This is a genomic window from Deinococcus budaensis, from assembly GCF_014201885.1.
Lineage (GTDB): Bacteria > Deinococcota > Deinococci > Deinococcales > Deinococcaceae > Deinococcus > Deinococcus budaensis.
The window spans coordinates 198,784-220,310 of record NZ_JACHFN010000007.1 but is presented as its reverse complement, the minus strand read 5'-3'; the positions used below and the strand labels follow the sequence as shown (position 1 = coordinate 220,310).

Here is a 21,527-nt window from a genome sequence, read left to right as displayed (position 1 = left end):
CCCCCGGACCCTGCCCGGCCGGACCTCCTCGCCCCGGACCCCTCGGGTCCGGACCTCGCCTGGCCCGCCGCGCCGCTCAAGCTGGTCGTCTCCGGCCCGGTCGGCGCCGGCAAGACCACCTTCGTCCAGACCCTCTCCCAGACCCCCGTCGTCGCCACCGAGGCCCAGGCCAGCGAGGACATCGGCAAGACCAACACCACCGTCGCCTTCGACTTCGGCACCCTCCACCTCGCCGGTCAGGAGCTGCACCTCTACGGTACCCCCGGACAGGACCGCTTCAGTTTCATGTGGGAAGTGCTGTGCGAGGGCGCGCTGGGCCTGGTGCTGCTGGTTGCCGGTGACCGCCCGCAGGACTTCGCCCACGCCCGGACCATCCTCGACTTCATCACCACCCGCATTGCGGTGCCCTTCCTGGTGGGGGTGACGCGGCAGGACCAGCCGCGGGTGTGGGACCCGGCCGACGTGGCGCTGTACTTCGGGCTGCCGGTGGCGCAGGTGATGGGGCTGAACGCCACCGACCCCCAGCAGGCGCGCGAGGTGCTCGCGCGGCTGCTGGAACTCACGCTCAGCCCCGAGGGGCTGCTGCCTGCGGGCGCCGGGGCGCCCGCAGTGGAAAGGACTTTCTGATGACTGCGATTCTGAGCAAACAAGACCGCCTCAACGCCACCCTGACCAGCCTGCGCAGCTCGATGCCCGAGTTGCGCGGGGCCTTGATCGCCACCGTGGACGGGCTGCCCATCGCGCAGGCGATGGGCGACGGGACCGACGCCAACCGGGTGGCGGCGATGGCGGCGACGGCGCTGGGGCTGGGCAAGCGCATCAACGACACGCTGGGGGCCGGGCAACTGACGGACATGAGCGTGAGCGGGGCGACCGGGCAGGTGTACATCTACGCGGCCGGGACCAAGGGGGTGCTGGCGGTGGTGACGCCGCCGGGAATGAACCTCGGCCTGCTGCACATGGAAGCCCGCGACACCGCACAGGGCGTCGCCGACATCCTCTGAGCACCGCCCTGAGGCCCGGCTGGCCCCTCTCGTCACCCTGCCCGAGCCATGGCTCGCCTCCCCTCATTTCAGGAGAACCCCTATGACTGCGACCACCACCTCAGCCCTGCGCCCCCTGGTCGGGGACTACAACTCCATCGTCTGCTTCAAGGCCGTAATCGTCGGCGTCGAGGACACCCTCGGCGAGGACGGCGCCGCCGTCGTCTTTACCCGCGCGGGCAAGGTGCGCGGCCGTGACCTCGCCGCCGAGCTGGGCGTGGCGGGCAAGGACGTTCCGGTCGAGACCCTCGCGGGGATTCTCAACGCCGCCATCGGCAAGGACGGCACCTGCCTGGCCGCCGTCACGAAGTCCTACCGCGAGGGCGACACCGTCGTGATCGAGACCCAGGACACCGTGTGCTCGGCGGGCGAGCCGATGGGCAGCCAGCGCCGATGCACCTTCACGCTCGGCGCGGTGTGGGGCGCGCTGGAAGCCATCACCGGAAAGACCTACCTGGGCGAGCACACCGAGAGCGTGCTGCGCGGCGGGACCTCCGACAAGTTCGTCTTCAGCCCGCTCTGATTCAGCCTCCCGGCGCCCTCCCCACCCGTACGCAGGGAGGGGGGGCGCTGTCGTCTGGCGGGAGCGGCACCGTCGGGGAGGAGGTGCGCGGGGCACGCCGGGCGCTCCCGGCGGCTGACAAGTCTGCTTGACACTTGGTGTCAGCACCTGTACTGTGTCAAGTGAGCTTGTCATCAGGGCAAGCGCCCACGACACTGCGCCGTCCCACCCCCTGCGCCGCCGGGACGAACGTGGGGCGTGAGCCGCTGCGCCGGGGGGCCGCTGCTCCCCTTCACCCCCCGGCCTGTCCCGCGAGGTCGCGTGAGCGGGCGAGTGCCCCGAAGTACGCCGCCCAGGCGTGCGCCCCTTCCTGAAGGCGGGCGAGGCGGAAAAACTCGTTGGGGGCGTGGATATTCTCGTCGCCCACCGCGAACGAGAGGAACACCGTGTCCATGCCCAGCACGTCCCGGAAGGTGTCACAGATCGGAACCGAACCGCCCATGCCCACCCTCAGGGGGTCCCGGCCGTACACCGCCCGGAGCGCCTCCTGCGCGACCCGCAGCCCCAGGTGGTCCGGCGGGATGCTGTAGGCGGGCGCCCCGTGTTCGCCGTCCCCGAACGTGACGGTGACGCCTGGGGGCGTGTGCCGGCGCAGGGAGGCCCGAATCTGCTCGCGCACCCGCGCCGGGTCCTGCCCCGGGACGAGTCGGCAGGTGATCTTGGCGCGCGCCTCGCCCGGCAAGACCGTCTTGCTGCCCTCCCCGGTGTACCCCCCCCACAGCCCGTTGACCTCCAGGGTCGGGCGGTACCACTGGCGTTCCAGCGTGCTGTAGCCCGGTTCCCCGAAGGTGCCGGGGGCGCCGACCTCCCGCAGGTATGCCTCGTCCCGGAAAGGCAGGGCGGCCGTGTCGGCCCGGACCTCGGGCGAGAGGGGCAGCACATCGTCGTAGAAGCCCGCCACGGCCACCCGGCCCTCCGCGTCGTGCAGGCTGGCGATCATCCGCGCGAGGGCATGCAGCGGGTTGTGCAGGCCGCCCCCGTGGCGTCCGGAATGCAGGTCCTGGCCAGGACCGCGCACGGTGAATTCCAGCGCGGCCAGGCCCCGCGCGCTCACGGTGAGGGTCGGGAGGTCGGCGCGCCACATGCCGCCGTCGGCCGAGAGCACGAAGTCGGCCTGGAGTTGCGCCACGTGCGCCTGCACGAAGGCCGCGAGGTGCGGGCTGCCGATCTCCTCCTCGCCCTCGAACAGGAACTTGACGTTGACCGGCAGCGCCCCGCGCGTCTGCAAAAAGGCCTCGGCCACCCGGATCGGGATCAGCAGGGGCGCCTTGTCGTCCGATACCCCGCGGCCGAACAGCAGGCCGCCGCGCTGGGTCGGCTCGAAGGGCGGCGTGTCCCAGCGGTCCAGCGGGTCGGGGGGCTGCACGTCGTAGTGCCCGTAGACGAGGACCGTCGGTGCCTCGGGGGCGCCCGTCCACGAGGCGGTCACGACCGGGTGCCCCGGGGTGCCGTGGACCCGGGCGTCGGTCAGGCCCGCAGCGCCCAGGCGCGCGGCCACCCACCCGGCGGCGCGGCGCACGTCGGGCGCGTGCTGCGGGTCAGTGCTGACGCTGGGAATGCGGACGAAGGCCCGCAATTCCTCCAGATGGCGTGCGGAGTGCTGCTCCAGGTAGGCGAGGACGTCCTCCATCAGCGGCCCCCGTCCACGCTCAGGACCTGCCCGGTCACCCAGCCCGCGTACCCGGACGCGAAGAACAGCACCGCGTGCGCGATGTCGTCCGGGCTGCCGAGTCGCCGGAGGGCGATCCCCTCCACCAGCTTGCGCTGCCCCTCCTCGCCGTAGCTCTCCCACTGCCGCTCGGTCGTGGGGTTGCTGCGCACGAAGCCCGGCGCGACGTTGTTCACGGTGATGCCCCACTGGCCGAGTTCGTGCGCGAGCTGCCGGGTCAGCCCGATCTGGGCGGCTTTGGCGCTCGCGTACGCCTGGATGCCGGTGAGGCTCACGCCCAGCCCGGCGCCGCTGCTGATGTTGACGATGCGCCCGCCGCCCCGGGCCTTCATCAGCGGCGCGACCGCCTGGCTGAAGTAGAACGCGCCGTCGAGGTTCACCCGGAAGATCGCGTGCCAGTCCTCCGGGCTGATCTCCTCCAGCGGCCGTCCGACCTGACCCAGCACACCGCCCGCATTGTTCACGAGCACGTCCACCCCCTGTGCGCCCGACGCTTCCTGCACGAAGGTCCGCACGGCCTCCGGGTCCGCCACGTCGACTGTGCGGACGTGCAGCGAGAAGCCCTGTTCGGCGGCGAGGGCCTCTGTCTCCCGCAGCCCGGCTTCGTTCACGTCGCAGGCCCAGACCTGCGCGCCGCGCGCCGCAAAGGCCAGCGAGATCGCGCGCCCGAAGCCGTGCGCTGCCCCGGTGACCATCACCGTCTGGCCGTCGAAGCGCACGTTCACGGGTGGACCGCCAGGGGAGAGAGCAGGGGTCGCGCGGGTCCGGAGGATGCTGTCATAGGGTCGTCCTTTCGCCAGGGCGGGTGCCCGCAGGGGGTGGCGGAATGCGGTTCTCGCCCAGCAGCGCCTCGAGGCTCGCGCCCAGCGACAGGGCGAGGGCGTCCTCGCCGGGGCGGGTCGTCACTTGCAGGCCGACCGGCAGCCCCGCCGAGAAGCCCGCGTTCAGGCTCAGGGCCGGAAAGCCTGTCAGGTTCGCCGGGGCGGTGCGCCGCGCCTCGGCGGAGCCTTGGTCCCCGGCGACGGCGGGGTCCTCGTGCGGCGCGACCCACGGAACGGTCGGCGTGAGCATCGCCTCCACCCCCGAGAGGGCCGCGAGAAAGTCGCGGGCGAGCCGGTGGCGGAACTGCTGCGCCCGCACGTGCGCGACCCCGCCCACCGTGAACCCGAGTTCGAGCTGGCGGCGGGTGGCCGGGGCGTAGGCCTCCGGGGACTCCCGCAACCACGCCGCGTGGACCGCGCTCGCCTCGGGCAGCAGCACCGGCAGCAGCGCGGCGTCCACGAGGTCGAGGTCCGGGACCTGCACCTCGACCAGCACGGCCCCGGCCCCGCGCAGGGCGTCACAGGCCCGCCCGAATACCTCCGCGACGCCCGGCTGCATCTCGGGGCCGCGGGTGTGCTCCTCCAGGACCCCGAAGCGAACCCCGCGCAGGTCACGCGGCGCCGCGTTGACCGGCTGGCCGGTGAGGGCCGCGAGCATCAGGGCGGCGTCCCCGCTGCTGCGCGCCAGGGGGCCGCCGTGGTCCAGCGACCACGAGAGCGGGAACACCCCGCCGAGCGGCACCAGGCCAGCGGTGGGTTTGAGGCCGGTGACCCCGCAGTACGCCGCGGGAATCCGGATGGACCCGCCCGTGTCCGTCCCGAACGCCGCGAAGCACAGCCCGGCCGCCACGGCGGCGGCGGACCCCCCGCTGCTGCCCCCGGACGTGCGGCTCAGGTCCCAGGGGTTGTTCGTCTGCCCGTAGTCCGGGTGCACGGCGCCGTAGGCGAATTCCAGCAGGTTCGTCTTGCCCAGCAGCACCGCGCCCGCCTCCCGCAGCCGCACGGTGACGGCCGCGTCGTGGTCCGGCACGTGCCCCGAGCGCAGGCGAGAGCCGCAGGTGGTGCGCACCCCCGCCGTGTCCACCAGGTCCTTGAGGGCGACCGGGATGCCGTGCAGCGGTCCCCGGTCCGTGCCCGCGCGCAATTCCGCCTCGGCGCGGGCGGCCTGGGCCAGGGCGAGGTCCGCCGTCACGGTGATGAAGGCGTTCAGGCCCGGGTCGAGTTCCTGAATCCGGGCGAGCGCGGCCCGGGTGACCTCGACGGGCGAGAGCGTCCCCGCCCGGTAGCGCGCCCCCACCTGCGGGATGGACGCGAACAGGACATTGGAGTCAGTCATCCGGCACGTCCGGCCACACGGTCCCGGCCGCGCTGACGACGTGCAGGTTCAGGGCGGCGAGCCGCGCGTCCCCCGCCAGCAGCGCCTGAACGGCCGGAACGAGCGCCCCTGCCCGCTCGGGGGTCAGGTCCAGCCCCCCCGCGCCGGCGAGCAGGCCCACGACCCTGGGCGTGACGGTCAGGACAGCATCCATGCGCCGCCCTCCATCACTTCTCCAGGAAGGTGTTCACGAAGAGGTTGGTCCCCAGGGGCGTCTGCACGAAGCCTTTCACGCTGCGCCGCAGCGCGACCGGGAAGGGCTGCTCGTACAGGAACAGCATCGGCGCGGCCTGCATGTGCAGGCCCTGAATCTGGCGGTACAGGGCCGCCCGTTTTGCCCGGTCGAGTTCCTTCTGGCTCTGCGCGAACAGGGCGTCCACCCGGGCGCTCCGAAAGCCGGTGTGAAAGGACTCCGCGTTCTCGTACACGGCCGCGTACGCCGTGCCCTGGCTGGGGTCGGCGATGTCGTCCGTCCAGTAGTTGAACTGCATCTGGAAGTCGTTCGCCGCGTAGCGGGCGTTGGCGGTGGCGCTCTCCAGCTGGGTGATGTTCAGCCGCACGCCCAGCGCCGCCCACATCTGTTGCAGGGCCGTCGCCAGGGCGATCTGGTCGGCATTGCCCGCCACGATCTGGAGGGTCAGCGCCGTGTTGGCGGGCACGCCGGACGCCTTGAACAGCTCCCTGGCCTTCGCCAGGTTGTACGGGTAGCCGGGCTGCGCGGCGAACAGCGGCGTGGTGCTTGCCAGAAACGACCGGCTTTCCTTGCCGTTGCCGAACGCGACCAGCCGGATCAGGGCGGCCTTGTCCGTCGCGTGGTTGAGCGCCTGACGCAGTTTCAGGTTCGCCAGCGGGTTGCTCGCCCCGTTCCCCAGCTTCGCGCGGGTATTGAACACGATGAAGTTCCGCCGCGTGGAGGGGAACAGCACCATATTGAGCTGCGGGTTGGCCTTCAGCTCCCCGACCCGGGCGAAAGGAATGAATTCCGCCCCCTGAATCTCACCGGATTGCAGTTTCAGGATGCGGGTGTTGTCGTCCGGCAGGATCTCGAAGCGGATGGCGTCCAGGTAGGGGAGGGCCTGGCCGTCCTCGCCCTTTTTCCAGTAGAGCGGGTTGCGCCTGAGCACCATCGTCGAGCCGCGCTTCCACTCGGACAGCACGAAGGGGCCGGTGCCGACGGGCTTCTCGGCAAAGGCCTTGGCCCGGGCGGCGTCGTCCTTGCCTGCTGTGGCCGCGTAGCGCTTCTGCGGCAGGATGGCCGAGTTGAAGGTGGCGAGCGCCGCGATCAGGGTGGGGTCGGGCTGGCTCAGGGTGATCACGACCCGGTTGCCCCGCGCGGCCACGCTGCGGATGGACGACAGCAGCGCGTTCCACGCCCCGTGGTTCGGGTTGCGCGCCCGGTCCAGCGAGAACTTCACGTCGGCTGAGGTCAGCGGGGTCCCGTCGGAAAACTTCACGCCGGGGCGCAGGGTCAGGGTGAAGGTCTTGCCGTCTTTGGAGAAGGCGTACGACGAGGCGAGCGCCCCCCGGAAAGTGTCGCTGCCCGGCACCCGTTCGATCAGGGTCTCGTAGAGGTTGGTCAGGATCCAGATGTCGAGGTTCGCGTCGGTGTAGACCGGGTCGAGCAGCAGCGAATCCGCGTAGCGGCCGTAGACCAGGGTGCCGCCCCGCACGGGTGCGGCGGAAGCGAGCGCGGCGGTGAGGGCGAGGGACAGGGCGGCAGCGGCAGCTTTCCTCATGCGGGTCTCCTTCGGTGACCTCGGACAAGCCCGGGCGGTGGTTGGTGACCTTCCCGCCCTACCCCTGGTCGAGGGGCCGGATCAGGATCTCGTTGACGTTGACCCGCTCGGGCTGCGTCACGGCGTACACGACGGCGGCGGCGATGTCCCCGGATTCCAGCGGGGTCATCTGGGCGATGCGGCCCTCGTAGGCCGCCCTGGTCTCCTGGTGGGTGATGTGGTCGGTGAGTTCGGTCGCCACCACGCCGGGTTCGATCACCGTGACGCGGATGCGGTCGAGCCGCACTTCCTGCCGCAGACCCTCGCTGAAGCCGCCGACGCCCCATTTGGAGGCGCTGTACCCGGCAGAAGTTGGACTCGCGCCCCGTCCCGACACCGAGGAGATGTTCACGATGTGCCCGCCGCCCCCAGCGCGCATGTGGGGCAGGGCCGCGTGCGTGGCGTACATCAGCCCCAGCAGGTTCACCTCGATCATGCGCCGCCAGTCGGTCGTGTCGGCCCCGGTGACTGGGCCGAGCAGCATCAGCCCGGCGTTGTTCACCAGGATGTCCACTCGCCCGAAGGCGGCCGCGGCCCGCTCCACGGCGAGCCGGGCCTGGTCCTCGTGGGCGATGTCGGCGGCCACCACCTCGGCCCGTCCCCCGGCGCTCCGCACCTGCCCCGCGAGCGCCTGGAGACGGTCTTCCCGGCGCGCGACCAGCACCACCCCCGCCCCCTGCGCCGCGAGGGCGAGCGCGGTCGCCTCGCCGATGCCGCTGCTCGCGCCCGTCACGACCGCGACCTTGCCTGCCAGACTGCCCGCGTGCTGGGTCATGCTGTCTCCTTTGCCGTGAGACCGTACAGGTCACGGTATTTGCCGCTGAGGTAGGCCAGGTAGGGCGCCGGGTCCAGGCCGCGCCCCGTCGTGCGTTCGAGAAGTTCGTGCGGGGTGTAGGTCCGGCCATGCCGGTAGATCTGTTCGGTCAGCCACGTGCGCAGCGGGCCGTACTCCCCCCGGGCCAGCGAAGCGCCGAGGTCCGGCAGCGCCGCCTGGGCCGCCTCGAAAAACTGCGCGGCCATCACGTTGCCCACCGTGTAGGTCGGGAAGGAGCCGAACAGCCCGGCGGACCAGTGGATGTCCTGCAACACCCCGCGCGCGTCGTCCGGGACCTTCAGGCCCAGGTCGGCCTCCATGCGCGCGTTCCACGCTTCTGGCAGCTCGGGCACCGTCAGGTCCCCGGCAATCAGGGCCGTCTCGAGGTCCACCCGCAGCATGATGTGCAGGTCGTAGGTGAGTTCGTCGGCCTCCACCCGGATCAGGCTGGGCTGAACCCGGTTCACCGCCCGCCAGAACTCCTCGGCGGTCACGTCCGCGAGCTGCGAGGGAAACAGCGCCTGCGCCCGGGGGAAGTGCCGGTCCCAGAAGGCGCGTGAGCGGCCCACCCGGTTTTCCCACAGCCGCGACTGGCTCTCGTGCGTGCCGTAGCTCGCGCCGCCCACGGCGTACAGGCCCAGCAGGTCCGACGTGAGGACGCTGCGGGTCAGCTCGGGCGAGACCCCCTGCTCGTACATGGCGTGCCCCGCCTCGTGCAGGACACCGAACAGTGCCCCGGGCAGGAAATCCGGCCGGTAGCGGGTGGTGATGCGCACGTCCTCGCGCGTGAAGCTGATCTCAAAGGGATGCGCGGACGCGTCGAGCCGTCCCCGCGCCAGGTCGTAGCCGGTGGCCTGCGCCAGCTCCAGTGCGAGCACCTCCTGTTCGGCCACGCCGTAGTCGCGCGCCAGAAAGTCGAGGCGGGGCTGGGGCCGGGCCTGCACGTCACGTAGCAGCGACAGGTGGTGCGGGCGCAACTGGGAGAACAGCTCCCCCAGCGTCCGGGTCGTGAGGCCGGGTTCGTACAGGCCGAGCAGCGCGTCGTAGGGGTGCTCGCGGTGACCCAGTGCGTCTGCCAGTCGGCGCGTGAGGTCCACCATCCGCGTGAGGTGCGGGGCGAAGTGCCCGAAGTCGCCGCGCGCCCGCGCCTCCACCCAGGCGTCCTGCGCCGCGCTCTTCGTGAGGGCGAGGTCGCGGGTGAGGTCCTCCGGCACGCGCCGCAGGGCACGGACGGCGCCGAGGGCCTGTTCCGCCGCGCGGGCGGCGACGCTGCCGGGTTCGGCGGTGCTCAGCGCGGCCTCGGCGGCCCGCTCATACGCCGGGTCGAGCAGCTGCCGTTGCGCGAGGCCGCTGAGGGTGGCGGTCTGCTGCGCCCGGGTCGGGCTGCCGCCCGCCGGCATCTGGGTGCGGGCGTCCCAGGCCAGCAGGTTGAGGATGCACAGCAGGTCGTTGATCTCGGCCGAGCGGTGCTGAAAGTCATTCACTCCGGGGCCTCCCTTCTTCTGTGGCGTCCGGCGGCACGGCCACGCCCCGGTCCGCCTGAACGAACGCCTGTTGCTCCTCGGCGAGCAGAACCCGGACCCGCTCGAGCGTGCTGGCCGCGAAGTCGCGCGGCACGATCACGACCCCGTTCTCGTCCGCGACGACGAGGTCGCCCGGCGAAACAGGAATGCCCCCAGCCTGGATGGGGACGTTGACGGCGCCGCGCCCGCCCGGCAGTCCGGCGTTGGGGACGACGGCCGTGCTGAAGACGGGGAAGCCCAGCCGCCGGACCGCCGTGACGTCCCGGCACCCCCCGTCGATCACGGCCCCGGCGAGGTCACGGGCCAGGGCGGCGCGGGTGGTGCGCTCGCCCCAGAAGGCCGCGCCCCCGATGCCATGCGAGTCGATCACCACCACACTTCCCGGTTCGGCTACCTCAATCGCCCCGAACACCGGGCTGAGGTCCGTGCCGAAGGTGCGGACGGTGACCGCTTCCCCGGCGCAGCAGGCTCCGGGCCAGACGGGCCGGAAGGTGCCGTCCAGCGCCCCGCCCCGGCCCAGGGCGTCGCTCAGGGCACACGTGAGGTCGCCCGCCGGGAGCAGGGCGCGCAGGGCGTCCACCACGGCCGTCACGGGGTCGGCGCGGCGGCTGGCATCGCCGCGTGGAGTTCCGCGAGATTGGCGCGGCCCAGTTCGCGCGCTCCGCCCTCCAGATCGTGGATCAGCTCGACGAGGCGGGCCGTGAGGGGCGTGGGCCGCCCGTGCTCGCGGCCAAAGTGGACCACCCAGCCGAGCTGGGCATCCACCTCCGTGCGGCGTTTGCGCACCGCGAGGTCGCGCCAGATCCCGCTGTGGGTCTTGGCACTCCGGCGATTGAAGGCCACCAGGTCGTCCAGGCTCCGGTTCGCCGCGTCGTCGCTCGCTCCGGGCAGGAAGGCGGCCGGGTCGAAGCCGTTGAACGCCTCGGGCGTGACCCCGTGCGCGGCGGCGACCCCCAGCACCTCCCGGCCCAGGGCGACGTACAGCGCCCGGTCCTCCGGCCGCGCGAGGGCGTCCGCGATGGAATCGTTCGTGACGGCGGTGGCGAACAGCAGGGCGCCGTAGCCGAGCTTGCTCCACAGGTACCCGAACACGTTCCCGCTGAGCACCGCGTCCGGGTCGAAGTCGCGCAGCAGCGCGTGAAGCTCCCGTGCGCGGGCCGAGAGCCGCCCGTCCTGCTCCCCGATCACCACCGCGCCGCGCCCCGCGTAGTGAACTACGCCGGGCCGCAGGTAGTCCGCCCCGAAGTTGACGAAGCTCCCCAGCACCCGGTCCTCCCCGAAGGTGGCGTTGAGCACCAGCGGATTCAGGCCGTTCTGCACGGACACCACGCCGCCGTCCGGGGTGACGTGGGGGGCCAATTGCGCCGCCGCCGCCGAGGTGTCCTGCGCCTTGGTGCACAGCAGCACCTGCGGCCACTGGCCCGTGACCTCGTCGGGCGTGAAGGCCGGGGCCTGCACCGTGAAGGTGTCGATGGGACCTTCGACGTGCAGGCCGCTCCCGCGAATCCGGCGCACGTGGTCGGCGGCGCAGTCCACGAAGGTCACGTCGTGCCCCGCCCGCACCAGGAAGGCCCCGACCGTGCCGCCGATGGCCCCGGCGCCCCACACCAGCACCCTCACGTCTGCCCGCCCGCCGGGTCAGGCGTTGCCAGTGCCCACCCGCGCTCCAGAAGCTCGGTCGTCTCTCCCACGGCCACCGCCCACAGCGCGAGCATGTCCTCGTCGCTGCGCTGGTACAGGCCCCCATAGTTGCCGTCGCCCAGGGTCTGCCGCAGCTGCGCGGGGGACAACAGCCGCAGCCGGTCCAGGTCGGTCATGGGCTTTTGCATCTGTGGCAGCTCCACGCCGGGCAGGCGGGTCCAGGGAAAGTTCTCCATCCAGGAGGCGTGCGACGCGACCGGGTCGATGCGCTGCACCTCCTGCCAGGTGCGGGGCGCGTTCCACCAGTTGTGGAACAGCACCTGCGCGCCGGGATGGTCCGCCGACCACTCGCCCGCGAAGCCCTGGGCGGGCGAGTTTCCCCCGTGGCCGTTCACCAGCAGGATGCGCCGGAAGCCCTGCTCGTACAGGCTGTCCAGCACGTCCCGGATCACGCTCAGGTACGTCTGCACCCGCAGGGTCACGCTGCCCGGATAGGCGCGGAAGTAGGGCGTGACGCCGTAGTTGAGCGTGGGAAAGACCGGCACGCCCAGCGGCCCGGCCACCTCCTCGGCGAGCCGCTCGGGCAGGATGTTGTCCACCGCCAGGCTCAGGTAGCCGTGCTGCTCGGTGCTGCCCAGCGGCAGGACGCAGCGGTCGTCGTGCTGGAGGTAGGCCTCGACCTGCATCCAGGTCATCGCTTCAATCTTCATGGCGGTTCCTTTCGCGCAGCAGGGCGCGCTGCTGCTCGATCACCGGCAGGAGGGTGCGCTCCACGTCGGGCCGGTCGATGGCGTGGCGGTACTCGAGGGCGAAGGTGCCGGGCCTCAGGGCCGTGACGATGCCCTCCGCGCCGCTGGCGTACACGGCGGCGCCGCACCACCGCAGCAGCTCGGGCAGGTCCTGATCGGCGAGGTGGGCGGCGCGCACCTCGGAGACCTGCGGCGCGAAGCGGTGGACGCCCGCCAGGAACGTCGGCAGAAAGTCGCCGAAGGTGGCGACGACGGCCAGGCGCGTGTCCGGCGCGAGGGCGGCCAGCTGGGCACGGGTCCCGGAGGACACCGTGACGCGCACCGGCAGGATGTCCAGGCCCGGCAGCAGCGCCCGCGCCTCGGCCAGCCGGTGCCCGAGAGTCAGGACGAGGTCCGCGCCCCGCACTTCCCCGGCGAGCGCCGGCTGGGCGAGTTGCGTGAAGGTGCAGGCCTGCACGCGGTCTTCCGGGCGAAGCAGGCTCTGAAGCTCGTCGGCGTAGGCCCGGGTGGCGACGTCCAGCACGCCGACCAGCACGACCCGCACTCCCACGCCCTGCGGCGTGTGCCCGCGCGCGATCATCGCCTGCAAGAGGCTGACCACCTGCCCCGGTTCGATGCCCTCGCGCGCGGCTTGCCGCAGCACCTCGCCCAGGGGGCCGCGCAGCGCCGCGATGTCCCGCGCCGGGCGGTGGGGGCTGGGGTCGGCCACGAAGGTGCCCCGGCCCGCCGCCGTGACGATGAGGCCGCGCGCGGCCAGGTCCTTGTACACCTGCGCGACCGTCACGTGCGCGATCCCCGTCTGCGCCACCAGATCGCGGACGCTGGGCAGCCGCGCGCCGGGCGGCAGCTCCCCGCAGGCGATGCCGTACTCGATCTGGCCGCGCAGCTGCACCCCCAGCGGCACGCTGAGGCTCCGGTCGACCGTGAAGGGGAGGGCGGCCGGGTCCACCTCGGCCCGCATCAGCCCCCCCCGGCAGGTGGGCGGGCGGCCTGCTCGACCGGATCGTACAGGTGACACGCGACCTGCTGCTGGGGGCGGATCTCGGCGAGTTCCGGCCGCTCCGTCACGCAGCGGTCGAAGGCGTGCGGGCAGCGGGTGCGGAAGGGGCAGCCGCTGGGCACGTTGAGCGGGCTGGGCAGTTCGCCCGTGAGGGCGGGCGCGTCCACCCGCTGCCCGGGTTCGAGGTGCGGGGCGGCGGCCATCAGTGCCTGGGTGTAGGGATGCGCGGGCCGGTCGAACAGGTCCCCGGTCCGCGCGACCTCCACGACCCGCCCGAGGTACATCACCGCCACCCGGTGCGACAGGTGGCGCACCAGGCGCAGGTCGTGGGCCACGAACAGGACGGTCAGGTGCAGCTTCTCCTGAAGTTCCAGCAGTAGGTTCACGACCTGCGCCTGCACGCTGACGTCCAGCGCGCTCACCAGCTCGTCCGCCACCAGGCACTCGGGTTCCAGGGCCAGCGCGCGGGCGATGCCGATGCGCTGACGCTGCCCGCCGCTGAACTCGTGCGGCAGACGGCCCGCCGCCTCGGCCGGAAGGCCCACCAGGTTCAGCAGCTCGCGGACCCGCCCGTCCTGCTGCGCCCGGGGCCGCAGGCGGTGCACGGTGAGCACCTCCCGCAGCGTCTGACCGACCGTCATGCGGGGGTTGAGCGAGGAGAAGGGGTCCTGAAAGATCATCTGCACCCGGCGGTGATACTGCCGCAGGGCGTCACCCTGGAGCCGCAGCACCTCCTGCCCGGCGTAGCGCACGCTGCCCCGGTCGGCGGGGTGCAGCCGCACCAGGCAGCGGGCCAGGGTGGATTTCCCGCAGCCGCTCTCGCCGACCAGCCCCAGCGTCTCGCCGCGCTCCACGCTCAGGTCCACGTCCGTCAGCGCCCGCACGGCCCGGGCGGGCTGACCCTGCCAGCGCTCCAGCAGGCCCTGCCGCACGGGAAAGGTCTTGGTGAGGCCGCGCACGTCCAGCAGCGGCTCGGCGGCCGGTGTCACCAGCGTCATGCGGCCCCCTCTCCCACGCCGGGCAACTCGGCGTGATGCACGCAGGCCGTCGCCCGGCCCCCGCCGATAGGCATGAGCGGCGGCTCCGCGCCGAGGCAGGCCTGGGTGCGGAAGGCGCAGCGGGGGGTAAAGGCGCACGCCTGCGGGATCTCGCGCAGGTCCGGGGGCGCGCCGGGGATAGGCTGGAGGGGACGGCGGTGCGCGCCCACGTCGGGCAGGCTGCGCATCAGGCCGAGGGTATAGGCGTGCCGGGGCTGCCGGAACAGCCCCGGCACGTCCGCCGTCTCCACCAGCCGCCCCGCGTACATCACGGCGACCCGGTCGCAGGTCTGCGCCACCACCCCGAGGTCGTGCGTCACCAGGATGACGCTCATGCCCAGCTCTCCTCGCAGCCGCAGGATCAGCCGCAGAATCTGGTCCTGAATGGTCACGTCCAGGGCGGTGGTCGGCTCGTCGGCCAGCAGGACGCGCGGCTCGGACGCCAGGGCGATGGCGATCATCGCGCGCTGGCGCATCCCGCCGGAAAACTGGTGCGGATAGTCCCCCAGCCGGGTGCGGGCACCCGGAATCCCGACGAGGTCGAGCAGGTCCGCCGCCCGCTCGTCGGCGGGGCGGCCCCGCAGCCCCCGGTGCTCCAGCAGGTTCTCGCGGATCTGCTCCCCGATGGTCAGCACCGGATTGAGGGCCGTCATGGGTTCCTGAAAGATCATGCCGATCTGCGCGCCGCGCACGCCCCGCAGCCGGGCCTCGGGCAGCCCCACCAGATTCTGCCCGCCGTAGTGGACCTCGCCCGTCACCCGGATGGGTTTGCGGTGCAGCCCCACCAGCGCCCGCAGGGTCACGCTCTTGCCGCTGCCGCTCTCGCCGACCAGGCCCAGCACCTCGCCCGGCTGGAGGTCGAGGTCCACGCCGCGCACCGCGTGCAGTTCGCCCCGGGGGGTCGGAATGCGCACGTTGAGGTCCCGCACGCTCAGGAGGGGGGAGGGAAGGGCGGTCATGCGCGGGGCCTCAGGGCGTCGGCCAGGCCGTCACCGATCAGGCTGAAGGTGACCCCCGCCAGGGTGAGCGCCAGGCCGGGAAAGCCCGAGATCCACCACGCGGTCACCATGAAGTTCTTGCCGTCCGCCACCATCACGCCCCACTCGGGGGTGGGGGGCTGCGCGCCCAGCCCCAGGTACCCCAGCGAGGCCCCCAGCAGGATGCCCAGGCTCATGTCGGTCATCAGGTAGACGACGGCGGGGGTCACCGCGTTGGGCAGGATGTGCCGCAGCAGCACCCGCGAAGGGCTGAAGCCCAGCACCCGCGCGGCCTGCGCGTATTCCCTCTCCTTTTGCACCAGCACCTCCCCGCGCACCAGGCGCCAGTACGCGACCCAGCCCACCGCGCTCACGGCGATGTACATGTTCGTGAGGCCCGGCCCCAGCACCGCGACGATGGCGATCACGAGGACCAGGAAGGGAAAGACCACCACCAGGTCCGCGACCCGGCCCACCAGGGCGTCCGGCCAGCGGCCGAGAAAGCCGGTCAGCGCCCCCAGCAGCGTGCCGAACACGAAGGGAAAGAGGGTGGTCAGCAGCGCGATCTGCATGTCGATACGGGTGCCGTACACGATCCGGCTGAACACGTCCCGGCCGAAATTGTCCGTGCCGAAGGGATGCCGGGCGCTGGGCGCCTGCAAGATGGCGCCGTAGTCGAAGTCGGTGGGGCTGAAGGGCGCGAGGCGGCCCGGGAAGAACGTCGCGATCAGGATGGGCACCAGCAGCAGCAGTCCCAGGACCAGGGTGGGTTTGGGACGACGGCGCGTCCGGCGCGGGGCGGCGGCAGGCGCGGCGGGCAGGGTGGTCGTCACTGCGGCCTCCTTCCAGGCTGAGGGTGCGGCCCCTTCACACGTGCTCCACACGCGGGTCGAGGCGGGCGTGGACCAGGTCGGTCAGCAGGAAGACCAGCGACACCAGCACCGCGAACACCAGCGTGAGGCCCTGGATAACCGGGTAGTCGCGCCCGAAGATCGCGTCGATCATCAGCCGCCCCACCCCGGGAATCGCGAAGACCGACTCGGTGATGACGGCGCCGCCGATCAGCGCGCCGATGTTGAGGCCCAGCAGGGTCACGGTGGAGATCAGGGCGTTGCGCAGCACGTGGCGCACCATCACCACCCGCGACCGCAGGCCCTTGGAGCGGGCGAACTCCACGTATTCCGCCGTCAGGACCTCCAGGATGGAATTGCGCAGGGTCCGCACCAGAATCGCCGCCAGGTTGAAGCCCAGCGTGAGGGCGGGAAGAAAGAGGTGGTAGAGGTGGTCCCCGAAGGTGTCGCCGTAGCCCCCGATGGGAAACCAGGCGAGCTTCGCGCCCAGCAGCGTGAGCAGTTGCAGCGCGATGTAGAACACTGGCAGCGAGAGGGCGACCTGAAAGACGCCCCGGATCAGGCTGTCCACCCAGGTGTTGCGCCGGACGGCGGCGAGGATCGCCAGCGGCACGGCCAGCAGCACGCCGATGATGGAGGCGTAGACCGCGAGAAAGAGCGTCACCGGCAGGCGCTCGGCGATCAGGCGCAAGACCGGCACCTTCAGGCTGGTGCTCTCGCCCAGGTCGCCGCGCAGCACCTGCCCCACGAAGATGCCGAACTGCACCGGCAGCGGCTGGTCGAGGCCCAGTTCCCGCTTGGTGCGCGCGATGATTTCCGGCGTCGCGCGGTCGCCCAGGATGGCGCTCGCCGGGTCGCCGGGCAGCAGCCGCACCAGCAAAAAGACCAGAATCAGCACCGCGATGAAAGTGGGCACGATTTGAAGGAGCCGCTTGAGAACGTACGTGGCGCGCATGACCTTCCTCCAGAGACGGGGGGCCGCGTCCTCCACCGGCCGGGGTGGACGCGGCCCCCGTCAGGTGGGTTACTTCTCCAGAGAGGTGGCGGCAAAGAGGTTGTTGCCCAGCGGGATCTGCACGAAGCCCCGCACGTTCCTCGACAGCGCGACCGGGTACGGCGTCTCGTACAGGAACACGATGGGCGCGGCCTTCATGTAGATGCCCTGAATCTGGTTGTACTGCCCGGCCCGCCGCGCCGCGTTGGTCTCCTGCTGGCTCTGCGCGAAGAGGCGGTCGATCTCGGCGCTCTTGTAGCCGGTGTACAGCGACTGGATGTTGTCGTAGATCGCGAAATAGCTGGTGATCTGGCTGGGATCGTTGATGTCGTTGGTCCAGGCGGCCGTCCGCATCTGGAAGTCGGCCGCGCGGTAGCGGGCGGTCTTGGTGGCGTTGTCGAGCTGCTCGATCTTGAGCCTCACGCCCGCCGCCGCCCACATCTGCTGCAAGGCCGTGAGCAGCGCGAGGTCGTCGGCCTGGCCGCTGGTGGCGAGGCTGGTGACCTCGAAGCCGCTGGGGAAGCCCGCGTCGGCCAGCAGCTGCTTGGCCTTTGCCAGGTCGTACGGGTAGCCCGTCTGCGGCGCGAACAGCGGCGTGGTCTCGGACATGAACGACCGCATCGGCTTGCCGTTGCCGAAGGTGACCAGCTGCACCAGCGCTTCTTTGTTGGTCGCGTAGTTGAGCGCCTGCCGGACCCGCACGTCGCTGAGGGGATTGGCCGTGCCGTCCTTGAGCCTCGGGCGGTTGTTCATCAGGACCGTGTTCACCTTGGTGGAGGGAAACAGCTGCACGTTGAGCTTCGGATTCGCCTTGAGTTCGGCCACCCGGCTGAAGGGGATGAACTCGGCCCCGTGCAGTTCGCCCGCCTGCAACTTCAGGATGCGGGTGTTGTCGTCGGGGATGATCTCGAAGCGGATCGAGTTCAGGTACGGCAGCGCCTTGCCGTCCGACCCCTTCTTCCAGTAGTAGGGGTTGCGCTTGAGGACCATCACCGACCCCTTCTTCCAGGAACTCAGCACGAACGGCCCCGAGCCGATGGGTTTCTCGGCAAAGGCGCGGGCCTTGGCGGCGTCGGTGCTGCCCCGCGCGGCATTAAACAGCTTCTGCGGCATGATCGCGGCGTTGAAGGTGGCCAGGGCCGCCGGGAGCGTCGGGTCAGGCTGCTTGAGGGTCAGCGTGACCGTGTTGCCGCTGGTGGCGATGGAACTGATGGAGGCCAGCGAGCCGCTCCAGGCGCCGTTGTCGGGCTTGCGCGCCCGGTCGAGCGACCACTTGACGTCCTGCGCGGTGAGGGGGCTGCCGTCGGCGAAGCGCAGCCCGGGCCGCAGGGTGAGCCGCAGGCTCTTGCCGCCGGGAGCGACCGTGTAGGCAGACGCGAGGCCCGGCTGCACGCCCTTGCCGTCGGCAGTGGGCTGAAGCAGCGTGTCGTACAGGTTGGTGAGGATCCAGATGTCGACGTTGGCGTCGTTGAGCACAGGATCGAGAAACAGAGAGTCCGCATACCGGCCGTAGACAAGTTCACCGCCCCGCGTGACGCCCAGGGCGTGGGTGAGGGTGAACAGGGCACCGACAGCGAGCGTGGTACGGGCAAATCGATTCATACGGGCACCTCCAGGGATGCGGACCGTGGACCCTCGTGTTGCGGCGTGTTGTGGTTGTTATGAAATAGCATAACAGTCAGTCACGTGGGGTGCAAGGGGGCGCCGAGAAACCGCGCCCCGACTGGCCAGGGCAGGCGGTCCAGGTCAGGCGGTACAGTGCCCGGCATGACCTCACCTCGACCCCGCCTGCCCGCGCTGCCCACGGCCGGGCGCCTGATGGGCCGCGTTCTGCTGGTGACCGGAGGGGCCGGCGGCATCGGCCGCGCCATCGCCCTCGCCGCCGCCGCCGAGGGCGCGCGCGTCGTCGTCGCGGACGTGCAGCGGGACGGTGCCGAAGCCACGGTGGCGCAGATCACCGCCGCCGACGGTGAGGCGGCCTTTGTCCCCTGCGACGTGGCCGACCCGGCCCAGGTTCGTGCCCTGATCGGGACGGCGGTCGGCCGCTTCGGAAGGCTCGACGTGCTCGTCAACAACGCCGGGATCGGCGGCGACAACGCGCCTGCCCACGACCTCGACCTCGCCGTCTGGGACCGCGTCCTGGCGGTGAACCTGCGCGGCCCCTTCCTGTGCGCCAGGGAAGCGTTGCCCCACCTGATGCGCAGCGGATCGGGGGTCATCGTGAACGTCGCGTCCACCTACGGCTTGATCGGCGCTCCGCAGGCGCCCGCCTACTGCGCCTCCAAGGGCGGCCTCGTGAACCTGACCCGGCAGCTCGCCGTGGACTATGGCCCGCGCGGCGTGCGGGTCAACGCCGTGTGCCCCGGCTACGTGGATACCGACATGGGGGGGCGCCGGGCCAGCTTGCCCCCCGAGGCGTCGCGGGCGGCCAACGCCCAGCGCGAGGCGAGCGCCGCGCGCCAGCCCCTGGGGCGGCAGGCCTACGCCAGCGAGATCGCGCAGGCCGTCGTGTTCCTCTCGTCGGGCAGCAGTTCCTTTATGACCGGGTCCATCGTCACGGTGGACGGAGGGTGCACCGCGACGTTCAACCACGGCGGGGACTGAGCACCCGGACCGGCGACTGGGCCTGGGCACGGGTCAGCGCTAGCGGTGGGGCCGCCACATCCCTGGCCTTGTCTGAGGCCGCCAAGCCTGAACTCGGCCCAACTTGAGGACCAACGGCGCGGGCAAGGGTGCGCTTGCCCATCAGTAGGGGGGCCTCATCCCTCAAGGTATCGAGGAGCGGCCGCTGGGCGAGGGTCTGGGTCGGGCCTAGAGTTCATCCGGAAATTTGGCGAAGCAGGCTGAGGATGCAGGGGAGCTGGACGATGCCCAAGAAGTTCCCGGCTTTGCGCTCGTCACAGGTTCGACCGCAGCGGAAGAATTGCAACCAAGCAATCGTGCGCTCGATCTTCCAGCAATTCTTTATCGCCCCGCCGCAGATGTTTGTGGCGGGGCGGCTTTTTAGGGGGAGCGAGGAGGACCCAATGCTCGTCAGTCAAACTCGTCATCAACCGCATCCCTTCAGGCTGCCAGCCGACCTTCCCACGAACGTGATGATTTCCGGAATGACTTCTGAGATCCTGGAATGGGCCTCAAATAGGGTTCTGCAGGGCTAAATTTCCGTCAGTTTTTAGGAAAATTATCTCGAGTATGCTTCAAGGTCAGGACACGGAGCTTATCAAGGAGGAGAGCAACGTCCGACGGACTGGGGGCCTCAACGTAAAGGCGCACAACGGGTTCTGTACCGGAAGGACGAATCATGGCAAATCCTCCGGGAAAACTTAGTTTCACGCCGTCAAGAGTCACGACCTCTTCAATCACGTGATTCAGAAGGCGCCGCTGTTGTCCTGCATCCTCCAGCAAGCTAAGGCGGTCAAGCTCACCGGGAAGGTGCAAATCGAGCCGATCATAATGGTGCGACCAGCCCGTGAGCCGCTCAATCTCGGCAAACTGATCATCCAACCCCATGCCTGTCACGGCCACCGCCTCCTGTAGAAGCAAGCCGTTGAGCAGCCCGTCGCGTTCAGGGACGTGGCCCTGAATCCCAATGCCTCCAGACTCTTCGCCGCCGATCAGGACCCTTTGTGCCGGATCTGACTCACCAGCCAGGAATGCCTCGGTGATGTATTTGAATCCAACAGGTGTTTGCACCACCTCCAGGCCGTGCAGAGCCGCAAGCCGGTCAATAATGCCACTGGTCGAAACGGTCTTTACTACTCGTCCGCGAAGGCCGCGGCGAGCGAGATGATGAAGAAGAACGGCAAAGATCTGGTGGCTGTTGAAGTACTGTCCACCAGCGAGAACGGCACCGATGCGGTCGGCGTCGCCATCGGTCACCATGGCGAAGGTGGGTCTGGCAGCGTCTTGCATGGCCCTTCGGGTCACCTCAAGGTTGCTGGGGATGGGTTCGGGATTGACGCCGCCAAAGAGCGGGTCAGGAATGGCCCGCAGCTCATGTACGGGAACTTGCAAGTTGTGTATGTCCGCGAAGCTCCGGAGCCACCCGCCTGCGGCGCCATGCATGGCATCGTGGTACAGGGGCAGGGCAGCACGGCGCAAGGCTGCGGGATCAATGAGCCGTCCCAAGGCGTGCAGATAAGGAAGACGGATATCGGCGGCGTCCTGTCGTCCGGGTTGACGGGCCTCAACGGGAACATCCATCTGCGCTTGGACCTGAGCCACGAGGGCAGGGGTAGCGCCGCCACCATAGGGACCCTTGAGCTTGTATCCCTGGTAAGGAGATGGATTGTGGCTGGCTGTGATCATAATGCCCCCAGCCGCACGCAAGTCCCGTACCGCCCACGAGAGCGCCGGAGTAGGCACCGTGCCCAGCAGGGTGACATTCAGGCCCACATTTTGCAGGGTGTCGGCAGCAGCACGGGCGAAACGCTCACCCAGAAACCGGGTATCGTGGGCCACCAGAACATGCTGTCCTCCAGAAGCCAATATGGTGCTGGCATGGGCCTGGGCGACGCGCCGAACATTGGCTACCGTGAATCCTTCGGCGATCACGTCACGCCAGCCGTCTGTTCCGAAAGTCAGCTTCATCCGCGCCAGAGTAACGGACCGTTGTCGATCGTGGCGCGCGTCCCCGCCGGTCCGATGTTGAGTGATCATTTCTGACTCAGGCCGCTAGACTGGTCCAATTCACGGT

General features: G+C 70.5%; 21 protein-coding genes and 1 pseudogene. 4 read left to right on the top strand and 18 right to left on the bottom strand.

Going from position 1 to position 21,527, the window contains the following annotated elements; translation table 11 throughout:
- Positions 1 to 81: 81 nt before the first annotated feature.
- The 3 genes from HNQ09_RS11205 (at position 82) to HNQ09_RS11195 (ending at position 1,566) form a co-directional block, all read left to right on the top strand.
- The gene (locus HNQ09_RS11205) at positions 82 to 627 is read left to right on the top strand and encodes a GTP-binding protein (protein ID WP_184029199.1); all 546 of its coding nucleotides are present in this window, start codon (positions 82 to 84) and stop codon (positions 625 to 627) included.
- The gene (locus HNQ09_RS11200; RefSeq protein ID WP_184029165.1) at positions 627 to 1,004 is read left to right on the top strand and encodes a roadblock/LC7 domain-containing protein; all 378 of its coding nucleotides are present in this window, start codon (positions 627 to 629) and stop codon (positions 1,002 to 1,004) included. Before HNQ09_RS11205 ends, HNQ09_RS11200 begins: the two co-directional genes overlap by 1 nt.
- An 82-nt stretch (positions 1,005 to 1,086) precedes the next feature.
- The gene (locus HNQ09_RS11195) at positions 1,087 to 1,566 is read left to right on the top strand and encodes a hypothetical protein (protein WP_184029163.1); all 480 of its coding nucleotides are present in this window, start codon (positions 1,087 to 1,089) and stop codon (positions 1,564 to 1,566) included.
- Between the two features lie 271 nt (positions 1,567 to 1,837).
- Here the strand turns inward: HNQ09_RS11195 and HNQ09_RS11190 are convergent, their stop codons facing one another.
- The 16 genes from HNQ09_RS11190 to HNQ09_RS11115 all read right to left on the bottom strand — a co-directional run bounded on the left by HNQ09_RS11190 (position 1,838) and on the right by HNQ09_RS11115 (position 18,433).
- Entirely contained in the window at positions 1,838 to 3,235 is a 1,398-nt protein-coding gene (locus HNQ09_RS11190) for a dipeptidase (protein ID WP_184029160.1), read from the bottom strand.
- On the bottom strand, positions 3,235 to 3,999 hold the full coding sequence (locus HNQ09_RS11185) for an SDR family oxidoreductase (protein ID WP_184029158.1): 765 nt from the start codon (positions 3,997 to 3,999) through the stop codon (positions 3,235 to 3,237). The genes HNQ09_RS11190 and HNQ09_RS11185 overlap by 1 nt, the downstream gene beginning before the upstream one ends.
- A 52-nt stretch (positions 4,000 to 4,051) precedes the next feature.
- Entirely contained in the window at positions 4,052 to 5,431 is a 1,380-nt protein-coding gene (locus HNQ09_RS11180; RefSeq protein WP_184029156.1) for an amidase, read from the bottom strand.
- Positions 5,424 to 5,624, bottom strand: coding sequence for a hypothetical protein (locus HNQ09_RS11175; protein WP_184029154.1), 201 nt, complete (start codon positions 5,622 to 5,624; stop codon positions 5,424 to 5,426). The genes HNQ09_RS11180 and HNQ09_RS11175 overlap by 8 nt, the downstream gene beginning before the upstream one ends.
- 13 nt (positions 5,625 to 5,637) lie before the next feature.
- On the bottom strand, positions 5,638 to 7,206 hold the full coding sequence (locus HNQ09_RS11170) for an ABC transporter substrate-binding protein (protein WP_184029152.1): 1,569 nt from the start codon (positions 7,204 to 7,206) through the stop codon (positions 5,638 to 5,640).
- A gap of 58 nt (positions 7,207 to 7,264) precedes the next feature.
- Positions 7,265 to 8,020 (bottom strand): SDR family oxidoreductase, encoded by a 756-nt coding sequence (locus HNQ09_RS11165; RefSeq protein ID WP_184029150.1) that lies wholly within the window; start codon positions 8,018 to 8,020, stop codon positions 7,265 to 7,267.
- Positions 8,017 to 9,543: a gluzincin family metallopeptidase gene (locus HNQ09_RS11160; protein WP_184029149.1), complete on the bottom strand. Its 1,527-nt coding sequence runs from the start codon at positions 9,541 to 9,543 to the stop codon at positions 8,017 to 8,019. Before HNQ09_RS11160 ends, HNQ09_RS11165 begins: the two co-directional genes overlap by 4 nt.
- Positions 9,536 to 10,174, bottom strand: a complete 639-nt coding sequence (locus tag HNQ09_RS11155) for an RraA family protein (RefSeq protein ID WP_184029147.1) — start codon at positions 10,172 to 10,174, stop codon at positions 9,536 to 9,538. The genes HNQ09_RS11160 and HNQ09_RS11155 overlap by 8 nt, the downstream gene beginning before the upstream one ends.
- Positions 10,171 to 11,202: a 2-dehydropantoate 2-reductase gene (locus tag HNQ09_RS11150; RefSeq protein ID WP_184029145.1), complete on the bottom strand. Its 1,032-nt coding sequence runs from the start codon at positions 11,200 to 11,202 to the stop codon at positions 10,171 to 10,173. Before HNQ09_RS11150 ends, HNQ09_RS11155 begins: the two co-directional genes overlap by 4 nt.
- On the bottom strand, positions 11,199 to 11,933 hold the full coding sequence (locus HNQ09_RS11145; RefSeq protein WP_184029143.1) for a creatininase family protein: 735 nt from the start codon (positions 11,931 to 11,933) through the stop codon (positions 11,199 to 11,201). Before HNQ09_RS11145 ends, HNQ09_RS11150 begins: the two co-directional genes overlap by 4 nt.
- Complete coding sequence (locus HNQ09_RS11140; RefSeq protein WP_221269753.1) at positions 11,923 to 12,933, bottom strand: GntR family transcriptional regulator; 1,011 nt, start codon at positions 12,931 to 12,933, stop codon at positions 11,923 to 11,925. Before HNQ09_RS11140 ends, HNQ09_RS11145 begins: the two co-directional genes overlap by 11 nt.
- Positions 12,933 to 13,970, bottom strand: a complete 1,038-nt coding sequence (locus tag HNQ09_RS11135; RefSeq protein WP_184029141.1) for an ABC transporter ATP-binding protein — start codon at positions 13,968 to 13,970, stop codon at positions 12,933 to 12,935. Before HNQ09_RS11135 ends, HNQ09_RS11140 begins: the two co-directional genes overlap by 1 nt.
- Positions 13,967 to 14,968: an ABC transporter ATP-binding protein gene (locus tag HNQ09_RS11130; RefSeq protein WP_184029139.1), complete on the bottom strand. Its 1,002-nt coding sequence runs from the start codon at positions 14,966 to 14,968 to the stop codon at positions 13,967 to 13,969. The genes HNQ09_RS11135 and HNQ09_RS11130 overlap by 4 nt, the downstream gene beginning before the upstream one ends.
- Positions 14,965 to 15,819, bottom strand: a complete 855-nt coding sequence (locus tag HNQ09_RS11125; protein WP_184029137.1) for an ABC transporter permease subunit — start codon at positions 15,817 to 15,819, stop codon at positions 14,965 to 14,967. Before HNQ09_RS11125 ends, HNQ09_RS11130 begins: the two co-directional genes overlap by 4 nt.
- Before the next feature lie 34 nt (positions 15,820 to 15,853).
- On the bottom strand, positions 15,854 to 16,792 hold the full coding sequence (locus tag HNQ09_RS11120) for an ABC transporter permease (RefSeq protein ID WP_184029135.1): 939 nt from the start codon (positions 16,790 to 16,792) through the stop codon (positions 15,854 to 15,856).
- Between the two features lie 69 nt (positions 16,793 to 16,861).
- A complete protein-coding gene (locus HNQ09_RS11115) occupies positions 16,862 to 18,433 on the bottom strand; it encodes an ABC transporter substrate-binding protein (protein ID WP_184029132.1) in 1,572 nt (523 codons plus the stop codon).
- A gap of 165 nt (positions 18,434 to 18,598) precedes the next feature.
- Here HNQ09_RS11115 and HNQ09_RS11110 point away from each other — a divergent pair, with 165 nt between their 5' ends.
- Positions 18,599 to 19,435 carry an SDR family NAD(P)-dependent oxidoreductase gene (locus HNQ09_RS11110; protein ID WP_184029130.1) on the top strand — a complete coding sequence of 279 codons (837 nt, stop codon included), beginning with the start codon at positions 18,599 to 18,601 and terminating at the stop codon, positions 19,433 to 19,435.
- A gap of 214 nt (positions 19,436 to 19,649) precedes the next feature.
- Here HNQ09_RS11110 and HNQ09_RS18940 read toward each other — a convergent pair.
- Together HNQ09_RS18940 and HNQ09_RS11100 are read right to left on the bottom strand one after the other, a co-directional pair.
- Positions 19,650 to 19,787: pseudogene (locus HNQ09_RS18940) on the bottom strand (IS5-like element ISDds9 family transposase); the annotation flags it as partial.
- A 209-nt stretch (positions 19,788 to 19,996) separates the two neighbouring features.
- Positions 19,997 to 21,421, bottom strand: a complete 1,425-nt coding sequence (locus tag HNQ09_RS11100; protein WP_184029126.1) for a phosphohexomutase domain-containing protein — start codon at positions 21,419 to 21,421, stop codon at positions 19,997 to 19,999.
- Positions 21,422 to 21,527 lie beyond the last annotated feature (106 nt).